The organism is Hoyosella sp. YIM 151337 (assembly GCF_026041215.1).
GTDB lineage: Bacteria > Actinomycetota > Actinomycetes > Mycobacteriales > Mycobacteriaceae > Hoyosella.
In genome coordinates this window covers 15,748-28,343 of the sequence record NZ_JAPEIQ010000039.1, presented here as the reverse complement: position 1 = coordinate 28,343, position 12,596 = coordinate 15,748, and the positions used below count along the sequence as shown (strand labels likewise).

The window sequence follows — 12,596 nt, the reverse complement described above, 5'->3', positions numbered from 1 at the left end:
CAGTCGCCCTAGCGGTGCGCCACCAGATCATCCGCGTGGATTACCGGGCGCCGCCATTCTGGCGGCAGCTCCGAAGTTGAGCGGCCCAGCATCCCATTCAGTTCCGCGGAGTCGTAGGCGACGACGCCGCGGGCGATCTTCGCGCCGCTGTTATCGAGAAGATCCACAACGTCGCCGCCGTAAAATCTGCCTTCGATCCGGGTAATCCCCGCAGCGAGCAGCGAGCGCCGTTTCCCCACTACTGCCGCGACCGCGCCATCGTCGAGCGCTAACGCGCCGTTTGTGTCCGCGGCGTGCCGCACCCAGAACTTACGGGCAGACATTCGTTCGGGCCGGGCTGCGAACACGGTGCCCACCGAGGCATCCGCGAGTGCCGCGTCCGCCTCGGCCGCTGCCGCTAGGAGGACAGGTACGCCGGAGTCCGCGGCCAGTCGCGCGGCCGACAACTTCGAGGCCATGCCCCCAGTCCCCAGCGCACCGCCGCTGCCTGCAACCACGCCGTCGAGGTCCTCCGGGCCGGCCACTTCGGGGATGAGGCGCGCGCCGCCGCGGCGCGGATCCCCGTCATACAGTCCGGCGACGTCCGAGAGCAACACCAGCGCGTCAGCACCCACCAGGTGTGCGACCAGCGCTGCAAGCCGATCATTATCACCGAAGCGCAGTTCCGTCGTCGCAACAGTGTCGTTTTCGTTGACTACAGCCACCGCCCGCAAAGCACGTAACCGCTCAAGAGTGCGCTGCGCATTTCTGTGCTGCGCACGCCGCGCGATGTCATCCGCCGTCAGCAGAACCTGCCCCACGACCCGGCCATACCGCGCGAACGACGTCGACCATGCCTGTGCCATCGCCAGCTGCCCAACACTCGCGGCCGCCTGCTTGGTCGCGAGGTCTTGCGGGCGCTTACGCAGCCGCAGCGGCGACAACCCTGCACCGACTGCACCAGAGGACACAACGACCACGTCTGACCCCGCCCGCATCCTCGATTCACACGCGTCAACCAGCGCGTTTAGCCGGTCGAGTTCGAGCCCCCCTTCAAGGGTGGTGATTGCGGACGAGCCAATCTTGACGACGACACTGCGGGCATTCGCAATCGAACCCCGAACACTCATCGCCGGTGATCCTCCCCCTCAAAGCTCGCATCATCACCAACTGGGCCTTCTAGGCCGCGGCGGACGCGACTTGCGTGCTTCCGTTCTTTTGCACCCACCCGATCCGTCTGTTCAAGCCGCGCGTCGGTGCCGCGCCCGCTGAGCACGGCAGGGGTACCGGCTGGGGTCTGCGGCTCCCAATCGAAGGTGACACCACCTATGGTGACCGCCGCCCCCGGTTCCGCGCCAAGGCGGAGCAACTCGTCTTCCACCCCTAGCCGGTAAAGACGGTCCGCGAGGAAGCCCACGGCCTCGTCGTTGTCGAATTGGGTCTGACGGATCCACCGCTCCGGCTTGGTCCCCCGGACAATAAACCCGCCGGGCACAGCCGGGTCGGGGCGCACTGTGAAATCGCTTGCTTCCGCCTGCACCGGCCGGATGACTGGCCTGCGACGAGCGGTCTTTGGGTACGCCGCGCGATAGTCCTCAACCATTTTCGCCAGCGCGAACGTCAACTCACGCAGTCCACTGCGAGCCACCGCGGAGATCACGTAGACCGGCCATCCGCGTTTCTCAAACTCTGGCTTGACAAACTCCGCGAGTTCACGTGCTTCAGGGACGTCAGCCTTGTTGAGTACAACGATGCGCGGCCGCGACGCGAGTTCACCGAGACCCGTGTCGGCGTCGAGAGCGGGCGTGTAGGCGGCAAGTTCAGCTTCCAGCGCATCGACGTCGGAGATCGGGTCACGTGCCGGGTCCAATGTTGCGCAATCGACAACGTGGGCAAGCACCGCGCACCGTTCCAGGTGACGTAGGAAATCCAGCCCGAGGCCTTTTCCTTCGCTAGCGCCAGGGATGAGACCGGGGACGTCCGCGACCGTAAACGTCGTCTCCCCCGCTTCGACCACTCCGAGGTTAGGAACCAGGGTGGTGAAGGGATAGTCCGCGATCTTCGGTTTCGCGGCGGATAGCACCGAGACCAGCGATGACTTGCCTGCCGACGGGAACCCGACAAGCCCGACGTCAGCGACCGACTTGAGTTCGAGGACAATGTCTCCGCCGTCACCTGGTTCACCGAGCAGCGCGAAACCGGGAGCGCGACGGGCTTTCGAGACGAGTGCCGCGTTGCCGAGACCGCCCCGGCCACCTTGTGCGACGACAAACTCGGTGCCCTCACCGACCATATCGGCGAGTTGTTCGCCGTCGGCACTCAAGACAACGGTGCCGTCTGGAACCTTCAGGATCAGGTCGTCGCCGTCAGCACCATTGCGGTTGCTGCCCATGCCGGGCCGTCCGTTTGACGCGGTGGCGTGCGGCCGGAAGTGAAAGTCGAGCAGTGTGTGAACCTGCGGATCAACGATGAGGACGACGTTTCCGCCACGCCCCCCGTTGCCACCATCCGGCCCGCCAAGCGGTTTGAATTTTTCCCGGTGTACAGACGAGCAGCCGTGCCCACCGTTGCCTGCCTGTACGTGCAGGACGACGCGGTCGACGAATCGAGCCACCGCTTTCCTCCTCGTCTGTGCCGGGCACCCGGACTGGTAACCCGTGAAAACCACAAGGGGCGGGCCTGCGAGCATCTTGGCCCGGGCCCGCCCCTTGTCGAGAGCGTTACTGCAATTGTCCCGCTGAGCTGAACCCGTGTATCAGACAGCTTCAGCTGGGACGATGTTGACGGTCTTGCGACCACGCTTGGCGCCGAACTGCACCGAGCCTGCTGCCAGCGCAAACAGCGTGTCGTCGCCGCCACGTCCAACGTTCACGCCAGGGTGGAAGTGCGTGCCGCGCTGACGGACGAGGATCTCGCCCGCACTTACCAGCTGGCCGCCGTATCGCTTGACACCGAGCCGCTTGGCGTTTGAATCACGCCCGTTACGAGAACTCGATGCACCCTTCTTATGTGCCATTTCCTGATCCTCCTCGAAGGCCCTGAGCCTAAGCCAGCCTTAAGCGCTAAATTTGACTTACTGAAACCGGTGGTTTCGCGTACGTCACGCGTTGATGCCAGTGACCTTCAGGACAGTCAGCTTCTGCCGGTGGCCCTGACGCTTGTGGTACCCGGTCTTGTTCTTGAACTTATGGATGCGGATTTTCGGGCCTTTGGTGTGCTCGACAACCTCACCCGTGACCGATGCCTTAGCTAGTGCCGCGGCATCTGAGGTCACATCTGCGCCATTCACAACGAGGGCGACAGGAAGCTCAACAGCAGTGCCCGGAGCACCCTCGATCTTCTCGACCTTCACGAGGTCACCAACAGCAACCTTGTACTGCTTGCCGCCGGCTTTGACGATCGCGTACATGGAGGGCTACCCCTTGCTTCATCGAACTTGCTACTCGCGCCGCTAGTGGCGGAGCGACTGGTCTCTTTGTTTGCCACCCAGCGATTCCCGCGCGGTAATACCGCGGCAGCCAGCGCCTCTCACAAGGACGGCAGCTTGAAGGAACGTCGCTGGGCAGCGACTTGCCAAGGTTAGTGGACAGCAGCCATCGGGGTCAAACTGAGCCCTCAAGCTGGCGTGTGCTCACTAACCTCATCATGCCCCGCATCAACCGGGGGGCCCGCAGGACGCGCGGCCGCGCGCCTCCGGCGCGTCACCGGCCCAGCCGCAACCTCGGCACTTACCGCAGCTATCTCCGGTTGCGGAGTCTCGCTTCCGTCTGCACCCACCGTGTTGCTCACTGGTAGTGAGAAAACCGCCTCAGTCGGGGCCGGCCGGTCTCCAGATTGCGCTGGCGCGGCACTGCGGATGACACGCCGGCGTCGGCCCGGTGTTCCCGCCCCGGTTGACTCAGCTGCTTCCGGCGAGTCAGATGCCTCACTAGCCTCAGCTGCGGCGGGCGGTACAGGGGGCTGCGCCGCGCCGGTGCCAGATTCCGGTTCATCGGAAACCTGTGCAGCGACAGCGGTCTCATGACTGAGCGGTTGCGGCGCGGATGTTTCAGCCGCACCCACGGTCTGCGCCACCTCAACCGCTGTCGCGACCTCAGCTACGGCTACATCGGCAGCATCCTTCTCATGATCGCCGCCCGCCATCGCCAGAATCATCGGATGCTTACTGTGACTCTGGGCCTGGGCTTTGAGCTCCTCAGGGGACGCGTGCGCCACGGCCGGTGCGGGTTCTTGCTTGACCTTCGACCGGCGGGCGCGCCTGCCACTCGGCGGCAGGCCGCTCTTCCCATCACCTGAGACCTGGGTGTCAACAGGCTCCTCATGAACCAGGATCCCGCGCCCGTGGCAATGCTCACAAGGCGTGGAGAATGCCTCGACGAGCCCTGTTCCGATGCGTTTGCGTGTCATCTGCACGAGCCCCAGTGACGTGACTTCGGAGACTTGATGCCTGGTGCGGTCCCGGCTCAGCGCTTCCGTAAGACGCCGCAAGACGAGATCACGATTCGACTCGAGGACCATGTCAATAAAGTCGATCACAACCATCCCGCCGATGTCACGCAACCGCAGCTGGCGGACGATCTCTTCGGCCGCTTCCAGGTTGTTGCGCGTAACAGTTTCTTCGAGGTTGCCGCCAGAGCCGGTGAACTTCCCAGTGTTGACGTCAATGACCGTCATCGCCTCGGTGCGGTCGATGACCAGCGTGCCGCCGGAAGGCAACCACACCTTGCGGTCGAGCGCTTTCACGATCTGTTCGTCAATCCGGAATGTCTCGAAGACATCCTGGCCGGATTCATGGTGCTCGACGCGGGGAAGCATATCCGCCGCTACCTTGCGCACGTAGCCTTCCACGGTGCTCCACACGCGATCACCTTGCACGACAAGCCGCGAGAAGTCCTCGTTGAACAAGTCGCGCACGACCTTGACCAGCAGGTCGGGCTCTTCGTACAGAGTCTTCGGCGCGTTGCCCTTTTCCGCTTGGGCCTGCTCATCGATCGACGCCCAGAGCGCCCGCAGACGCTCGATATCGCGACCGAGTTCCTCTGCGGACACTCCTTCGGACGCGGTGCGAATGATCACTCCAGCGTCGGCCGGCACGATTTCGCGCAAGATATCTTTGAGCCGTTTACGCTCGTTGTCAGGCAACTTGCGGCTGATCCCGGTGGACGTGCCATCGGGCACGTAGACCAAGAACCGTCCGGCGAGCGAGATCTGCGTGGTAAGCCTCGCACCTTTATGACCGACGGGGTCTTTGCTGACCTGCACAAGCACCTGATCACCAGGCTTGAGCGCCTGCTCGATTTTGCGTGAGTTGCCGCCAAGCCCAGCAGCGTCCCAGTTCACCTCACCGGCGTACAAAACTCCGTTGCGGCCACGGCCAATGTCAACGAACGCTGCTTCCATGCTCGGCAGAACGTTCTGGACCCGCCCGAGGTACACGTTGCCCACGATTGATCCGGACGACGCGCTCGTCACGAAGTGCTCGACGAGCATCCCATCTTCGAGCACCGCGATCTGCGTCGTGGTCCCAGGCTGGCTGTCCGCGGTCTTCTCGCGGACCACCATGACCCGGTCAACGGACTCACGCCGCGCGAGGAACTCCGCTTCCGTCAGGATCGGCGGCCGGCGCCGCACCGCGTCACGTCCGTCCTTGCGGCGCTGGCGCTTCGCTTCTAGGCGTGTTGAGCCAGAGATGCCCTGCACCTCGTCCTTGCGGGACTTGTTGCGCGGCTCCCGCTCGTGAATGACCGTGTTTGGCGGATCGTCAGGTGAGGGCTCGGCGCCTTCCTCCTCATCGGCTCCGCCTCTGCGCCGACGGCGACGCCGACGCCGGCGTGAGGACCCCCCGCCGTCCTCGTCGTCGTCGGCTTCGCTAGTTTCTCGCTCGTCACCTTCAGCGTTATCGGCTTCATCAGTGTCCTGAGCTTGCACTTGTGCCGACGCTTTCGGGCCAGACTCCTCGACATCCTTCACTGCCGCAGGGGCGATGTCCCCAGCGGCAGTGGTGTCGGCCGCCTCGTCGCTGTCGCTACTGTCCTTCTCACCACCGACAGCCTCGCCTTTGCCGCGGCCACGGCCGCGGCGACCCCGGCGACGGCGGCGGCCCTTTTTGCCGCCGTCATCGTCACCCTCATCAGACTCGTCGTCGGCGGCGGATGAATCTGGTTTCGCAGTCTCCGTCTCCGCAGGCGTGTCGGCTGGAGGCTCTGGGGTCTTCTTCTCGGCCTTCTCGGGCTTCTCAGGCTTGTCTGCCTTCTCAGGCTCAGCGTCTGCCTCGGCTTTTGGTTTGCGTGTCCGCTTGCGGCGGCGGCCACGCTCCGCATCCTCGTCACCCTCTGCTGGCGAGGGTGGAGGCAGGAACAGCGGCGGACCCACGTCGGCTGCGGCGGAACGATCAGCCTCCTGCGACGGTTTCGCAGGAGTCGCTGCCGAGAACAGGGCGGGTTCGGCTTCAGGGGCCGGCTGTGCCGGCGCGGTCAACTCCGGCGTTTCCACAGCAGGAGTGGCGAGTTGTTCCCCAGCGGAGGGTTTCTCCGCTACCGCCGATCCACCCTTGGTGGCGTCCCATACGGCTTCGGCGACACTGCGTTCAACCGTCGACTGCGCGCTGCGCAGCTCAAGTCCGCGTTCTTTCAGCGCGGACAGCAGCTGTTTGCTCGTCTGCCCGAGTTGCTTCGCTAATGCGTGTACACGCACTTTCGCAGGAAACACTGGTCGAGCGTCCTCACTGGTGGCGGCGTGATCTTGCCGGTCCCCCGCAGTGTTTTCGGTGTTTTCGGTTGCGTTGTAAAGCGGCTCTTGATCGGCCACGTATTCTCCTCGGGCCCCCGGGCGCGATTATCGCGGCCACGCAGGGGCGTAAGTGTGCTCGCGCCCGTTTGGCACGAGATAGTTGTCCGGTCTGTACGACGGTCCACCGGCTGTCGGGACAGACAGTGCACCGCCATGGGCTCCCCAGCCAATCCACCGGGGTGCCTGCTTCCGCCATCTGCGCGTCGCGACTCATCGCCGCCGCGCTCAACGCCGCGATCACATCCCAGCTGAACTCGCTGTAAGAGTCCAGCAGCAACGTGCACCCATTCGTTCGAGCCCTGACGTTTCGTTATTCGTCAGTATCAGCGCCCGGTACAGCGTTGCTACCCCTCTACTATCCCACACTCCGCAACAGGTCCTGGCCAGATAAGCAACTCCGCGGTGCGGCGGTCTCCCGCCGCACCGCGGAGCACTATGGTTAAGCTGGGGTTTTATGAGGTGAGAGCCGGGAACCACAGAGCAATTTCGCGCTCTGCCGACTCTGGTGAGTCCGATCCGTGCACGATGTTCTCCTGAACTTCAAGAGCGAAATCCCCGCGGACCGATCCTGGCGCAGCTTTTTCGACGGGATCTGTGCCGCCGGCGATCTGCCGGAAGGCGGCAATGGCGCGCGGGCCTTCGACGACAGCGGCCACCAGCGGCCCTGATGTGATGAAGTCCAGCAGCGACTGGTAGAACGGTTTGCCTTCATGTTCGGCGTAGTGCTGCGCAGCGAGATCGCCGGGGACGTTCTTCAGCTCCAGCGCAGCCAGCTTGAGACCGCGCCGCTCGATGCGGGCGATGACTTCCCCAACGAGGCCACGCGCCACTCCGTCAGGCTTGATCAAAACTAAAGTACGCTCACTCACCCGCATAGCGTATCTGCAAGACCGAACGGATCATTCAGCGGTCCCAGTTTCGGCGTGCGGGACTGCCGTACACCATTAAGGTTGCTGTTCGCCCCGGGTCTGCTGACTGGGCAACAGACCCGCCTCAATGCGCTGGCGCAGATCTTTCCGCAGATAAAGGATGTAGCCCCAGACCGCGGCGAAGATCAGCCCGAGGATGCCGAGCGCCACGCTGACGATAAACGTACCGATCATCATCACTTGCAGTGTCAGATCGTATTTGAGCGCCCATGGCCGACCTTGCAGACCTGCGCCGAGAATCATCAGTACCGCTAGGCCGATGACGTACGTCCCTGAGAACCAGGTGATACCGTCACCGACCCGCCACACAACGGGAACGGCAAGGAGCACAACGATGGCCTGCAGCACGAGCGTCCCAGCCATCACACCGCGCAGCCCCTTCCACGGGTCCTTGGCTGGCGGCGGCACCGCGGCATGTCCCCCACCGATCGGGGTGTTCTGCTCGGTCACGCGGGTTCCCTCCCAAAAAGCGTTCGTGCGGTTCCCGCTGTCACGACGGAACCTGTAATGACGATGCCCGCCCCGGATACCTGCTCACCGGGCTCAGTCGTGTCTTCCGCGCGCGCAACAGCGACCTCAATCGCGTTGGCTAGATCGGGCGACACGATCACGCGGTCCTCGCCGAAACGCGCCAGCGCGAGCGCCGCGAGCTCATCCGCGTGCATCGCGCGCGGTGACCCGTTCGTCGTGACAACAATCTCGTCAAAGACGGGTTCAAGCGCGTCGAGAATGCCCGAAGCGTCCTTGTCCGCCATGACCGCGACGATACCGATCAGCCGCCGGAAGTCGAACTCACTCGTCAGCGCCGCCGCAAGTGCGCGCGCACCGTCAGGGTTGTGCGCGGCGTCGAGGAATACTGTCGGCGCAGCTCGCACGCGTTCTAAGCGCCCAGGGCTTGTGACGGTCATAAACGCCTCGCGCACCGCATCGATATCGAGCTGGCGATCGCGACCTGCACCGAAGAATGCCTCCACCGCCGCGAGTGCGGTCGCCGCATTGCGGGCCTGGTGCTCGCCGTGGAGCGGCAGAAAGACATCCTCGTAAACACCGCCGAGGCCCTGCAGTGTCAGTTGCTGCCCACCGACTGCCACCTGCCGGAGCATCACGTTAAACTCGCTGCCCTCGCGGGCCACAGCAGCATCGGACGCGACTGCTTGACGCAGGAGCACCTCCATCACCTCGGGCTCTTGGCGCGCGATGATCGCCACTGTGTCGGTCGGAATCAGCTTCTCGGGCGCCTTTTTGATGATCCCCGCTTTTTCCGCCGCGATCGAGGTGAGGTCAGGGCCGAGGTACTCGATGTGGTCGGTGCTGATCGGAGTAATCACCGCAACTTGGCCGTTGACGACGTTCGTCGCATCCCACCGGCCGCCGAGACCAACCTCGATGATGCCCACGTCCACCGGCGCATCAGCGAACGCCGAGAAGGCGATGGCTGTGAGTACTTCGAACTTGCTCATCCTCGGGCCGCCAGCGGCTTCTGACTGCTGATCGATCATGCCTATGTACGGTTTCAGCTCGCGGTACGTGTCGATATACCGGCGCGGTGACAGTGGCGCGTTATCGACGTTGATCCGCTCGGTCACCAGTTGCAGATGCGGGCTCGTGGTGCGCCCGGTTCGCTGCCCTAACCGCGTGAGCAGCGCGTCGATCATCCGGCTCACCGACGTTTTCCCGTTGGTGCCAGCGATGTGTATCGATGGGAAGGAATGCTGCGGTGCGCCGAGCAGTTCCATCAGAGCGCTGATGCGCGCCAGCGAAGGCTCGATCTTGGTTTCCGGCCAGCGCTGATCTAGCTCCGCTTCCACCTCGGCAAGTTCTGCGAAATCGGCTGGCGTGGGCGTTTCATCGATCGGGGTATCCGGGGTTTCCGGCCCGTCCAGGGGAAGAAAGAACGCGTTGTCGTGCGCGTTGTTCTTGTTTCTCTTTGTCATGCCCCACCAAGCGCCGTTAGTCTCGCGCCGATTCGCTCGACCTCTTCCTCAGCGATCCGCTGCCGCGTTCGGATCTTCTCGACAACGTGATCAGGCGCCTTCGCGAGGAACGCATCATTGCCGAGCTTCGCGGATGTCTGTGCCAGTTCTTTCTCCGCTGCCGCGAGGTCTTTCGAAAGTCGCCGCTTCTCCGCTTCGAGGTCAATTGTCCCAGAGGTGTCGAGTTCAACGGTGAGCGTCGTGCGGCTCGTGCGCACCTCGATCGATGCGCTCGCAACGAAATCGTCACCCGCCGGTGTGAGCTTCGCGAGGCTGGCAACATGTGACTCAAATCCGGCCAGGTCCGCAGCGCCCGTGCCAGTAATGCGCGCCGGCACTTTCTGGCCGGGACGCAGCCCCTGATCCGAGCGGAAGCGCCTGATCTCGGTAATCAGATGCTGGGCATCCGCGATTCGCTGAGCCGCTCGCGCGTCGCCCGGAACCCTGAGCGCTTCCGGCCACTCCGCAATCACCACGGACTCTCCCCCGGTTAGCTGTGTCCACAGCGTCTCGGTGACAAACGGGATCACAGGATGCAGCAAGCGCAACAGTGTGTCCAGGACGTTCCCGAGCACGGCCCGGGTTGACTCCGCGTACTGTTCATCATTGACCTGGACCTTCGCCAACTCCAGGTACCAATCGCAGAATTCGTCCCACGCAAAGTGGTACAGCGCCTCACACGCCTTGCCGAATTCGTACCGGTCAAATGCGGAGTCGACTTCAGCCCGCACCTCTTCCAGGCGGTCCAGAATCCAGCGATCCGCATCCGTCAGCGCACTGAACTCTGGCAAAGCACCCGGTTCCGCTCCGTTCATCAACGCGAAACGGGTCGCGTTGAATAGCTTGGTCGCGAAGTTGCGTGCGGCTTGCGCGTGGTCCTCACCGATCGGAAGGTCTGAGCCGGGGTTAGCACCGCGAGCAAGTGTGAAGCGAAGCGCATCCGCACCGAAGCGGTTGACCCAATCGAGCGGATCGATGCCGTTTCCGCGCGATTTCGACATTTTGCGGCCGAACTCGTCCCGCACGAGTCCATGCAGGAAGACGTCATGGAAAGGCACCTTCCCCGCGATTGTCGTGGCGTCTTCCTCCGCGACGAACCGGCCGAACATCATCATCCGCGCGACCCAGAAGAAGAGGATGTCGTAGCCAGTGACGAGGACGCTGGTCGGATAGAACTTGTCGAGTTCCGGCGTGGAGGCTGGCCATCCCATCGTCGAGAATGGCCACAGACCGGACGAAAACCATGTATCGAGGACGTCTGTGTCCTGAACGTAACCCTCTGGTGCGGTTTCGTCCGGGCCCACGCACACCACGTCGCCATCAGGGCCGTACCAGATCGGGATGCGGTGCCCCCACCACAGCTGCCGGGAGATGCACCAGTCGTGCATGTCGTCGACCCAGGCGAACCAGCGTGGTTCCTGACTCTTCGGATGGATGACGGTGTCACCGTCACGGACGGCGTCCCCAGCCATCTTCGCCAGGTTCTCGACCTTGACCCACCATTGCTTCGACAGCCTGGGCTCAATAACTTCACCGCTGCGTTCGGAGTGGCCCACGCTGTGGACGTAGGGGCGCTTCTCCGCGACCACGCGACCTTCCGCAGCCAGCCGCTCACGGATTTTCACCCGCGCCTCAAAGCGGTCCATGCCGTCGAACTCTGTTCCGGTGTGAGCGATACGCGCCCGCTCATCCATGATCGTGGGCATCGGCAAGTCGTGGCGCATACCCATTTCGAAGTCGTTCGGGTCGTGCGCTGGGGTGATCTTCACGGCACCGGAACCGAAAGCGGGATCGACGTAATCGTCCGCGATGATCGGGATTTCCCGGCCCGTAATGGGGTGGTAGACGGTCGTCCCTATGAGATGCCGATAGCGCTCATCGTCCGGGTGGACCGCAACAGCCGTGTCGCCAAGCATCGTTTCGACCCGGGTGGTCGCCACGATGACGTGCGGCTCATCGTCGTCCAGGGAACCGTAACGCAGAGAAACAAGTTCTCCGTCGACTTCCTCGTGCTTGACCTCAATGTCGGAGATTGCGGTCTGCAGCACCGGCGACCAGTTGACGAGCCGCTCCGCGCGGTAAATCAGGCCCGCGTCGTACAGCTTCTTGAAGATCGTCTGAACGGCACGTGACAATCCATCATCGAGGGTGAAACGCTCGCGGCTCCAGTCAACACCGTCGCCGATGCGCCGCATCTGCTCCAGGATCGTGCCCCCAGACTCCGCTTTCCACTCCCAGACGCGTTCGACAAATTTCTCGCGCCCGAGTTCCCGGCGGGACGTGTCGGCGGCGTCGAGTTGCTTCTCCACGACCATCTGCGTGGCGATACCCGCGTGGTCCATGCCAGGCAGCCAAAGGACCTCGAAGCCCTGCATGCGCTTGCGCCGGCACAGCGCGTCCATCAGGGTGTGGTCGAGCGCGTGACCCATGTGCAGGCTGCCCGTGACGTTCGGCGGCGGCAGGACTATCGAAAAGCCTGGTTTCTCACTCTTCGGATCGGCAGTGAAGTAACCGGCATCCACCCACTTCTGATAGAGCTCCGCCTCGACAGCCTGGGGCTCCCATGCTTTTGGCAGCGCCGTCTCGGCTGGCGCGGGTACGGATGCGGATTCGGTCTTGCCCGCCGCCTGATGTGCGGCCACTGCTTCTTTGGGCTCTGGCGCTGCGCTGGTCACCCCGCGATTCTAGGGAAGATGCACCGCCGGGGTCACATCCGCCTGGCTGTGATGCGTGCCGCGACACATATCCGCTCCCCCGTACGCGCCGCACGCTGTGCCGCGCGGCACATCTATTGGTCTTTAAACCATCAAATGGGGGTTCCAATTTGGTAACGATTCACGCTAGGGTAACCAGCGAACAGCCGGTCGCGGAATTGCCCAGGCTCGTTCGTTCAACCCGACACAGTCGTCGCTCGCACCGTTAATCA

At 63.5% G+C, this 12,596-nt stretch carries 9 protein-coding genes; all 9 read right to left on the bottom strand.

The features are described 5' to 3' along the window. Positions 1 to 8: 8 nt before the first annotated feature. Positions 9 to 1,109: a glutamate 5-kinase gene (proB, locus tag ONR57_RS18270; protein WP_265124959.1), complete on the bottom strand. Its 1,101-nt coding sequence runs from the start codon at positions 1,107 to 1,109 to the stop codon at positions 9 to 11. Continuing rightward, positions 1,106 to 2,593 carry a GTPase ObgE gene (obgE, locus tag ONR57_RS18265; RefSeq protein ID WP_265124958.1) on the bottom strand — a complete coding sequence of 496 codons (1,488 nt, stop codon included), beginning with the start codon at positions 2,591 to 2,593 and terminating at the stop codon, positions 1,106 to 1,108. The genes proB and obgE overlap by 4 nt, the downstream gene beginning before the upstream one ends. A gap of 141 nt (positions 2,594 to 2,734) precedes the next feature. Next, complete coding sequence (gene rpmA / locus ONR57_RS18260) at positions 2,735 to 2,995, bottom strand: 50S ribosomal protein L27 (RefSeq protein ID WP_265124957.1); 261 nt, start codon at positions 2,993 to 2,995, stop codon at positions 2,735 to 2,737. A gap of 84 nt (positions 2,996 to 3,079) precedes the next feature. After that, positions 3,080 to 3,388 (bottom strand): 50S ribosomal protein L21, encoded by a 309-nt coding sequence (gene rplU / locus ONR57_RS18255; RefSeq protein WP_265124956.1) that lies wholly within the window; start codon positions 3,386 to 3,388, stop codon positions 3,080 to 3,082. A gap of 206 nt (positions 3,389 to 3,594) precedes the next feature. After that, entirely contained in the window at positions 3,595 to 6,786 is a 3,192-nt protein-coding gene (locus ONR57_RS18250) for a translation initiation factor IF-2 N-terminal domain-containing protein (protein WP_265124955.1), read from the bottom strand. 434 nt (positions 6,787 to 7,220) lie between these two features. Then, positions 7,221 to 7,637 carry a nucleoside-diphosphate kinase gene (gene ndk / locus ONR57_RS18245; protein WP_265124954.1) on the bottom strand — a complete coding sequence of 139 codons (417 nt, stop codon included), beginning with the start codon at positions 7,635 to 7,637 and terminating at the stop codon, positions 7,221 to 7,223. Positions 7,638 to 7,712: 75 nt separating this feature from the next. Then, the gene (locus ONR57_RS18240; RefSeq protein WP_265125490.1) at positions 7,713 to 8,060 is read right to left on the bottom strand and encodes a DUF4233 domain-containing protein; all 348 of its coding nucleotides are present in this window, start codon (positions 8,058 to 8,060) and stop codon (positions 7,713 to 7,715) included. Positions 8,061 to 8,143: 83 nt separating this feature from the next. After that, positions 8,144 to 9,631, bottom strand: coding sequence for a folylpolyglutamate synthase/dihydrofolate synthase family protein (locus ONR57_RS18235; RefSeq protein ID WP_265124953.1), 1,488 nt, complete (start codon positions 9,629 to 9,631; stop codon positions 8,144 to 8,146). Continuing rightward, positions 9,628 to 12,312, bottom strand: a complete 2,685-nt coding sequence (locus ONR57_RS18230; protein ID WP_374116494.1) for a valine--tRNA ligase — start codon at positions 12,310 to 12,312, stop codon at positions 9,628 to 9,630. Before ONR57_RS18230 ends, ONR57_RS18235 begins: the two co-directional genes overlap by 4 nt. Positions 12,313 to 12,596: the final 284 nt, after the last annotated feature.

Bases quoted from the DNA above. Each gene is read 5' to 3' on its own strand.
- proB (WP_265124959.1), bottom strand. From the start codon at position 1,109: ATGAGTGTTCGGGGTTCGATTGCGAATGCCCGCAGTGTCGTCGTCAAG.
- rpmA (WP_265124957.1), bottom strand. From the start codon at position 2,995: ATGGCACATAAGAAGGGTGCATCGAGTTCTCGTAACGGGCGTGATTCA.
- rplU (WP_265124956.1), bottom strand. From the start codon at position 3,388: ATGTACGCGATCGTCAAAGCCGGCGGCAAGCAGTACAAGGTTGCTGTT.
- ONR57_RS18240 (WP_265125490.1), bottom strand. From the start codon at position 8,060: ATGGCTGGGACGCTCGTGCTGCAGGCCATCGTTGTGCTCCTTGCCGTT.
- ONR57_RS18235 (WP_265124953.1), bottom strand. From the start codon at position 9,631: ATGACAAAGAGAAACAAGAACAACGCGCACGACAACGCGTTCTTTCTT.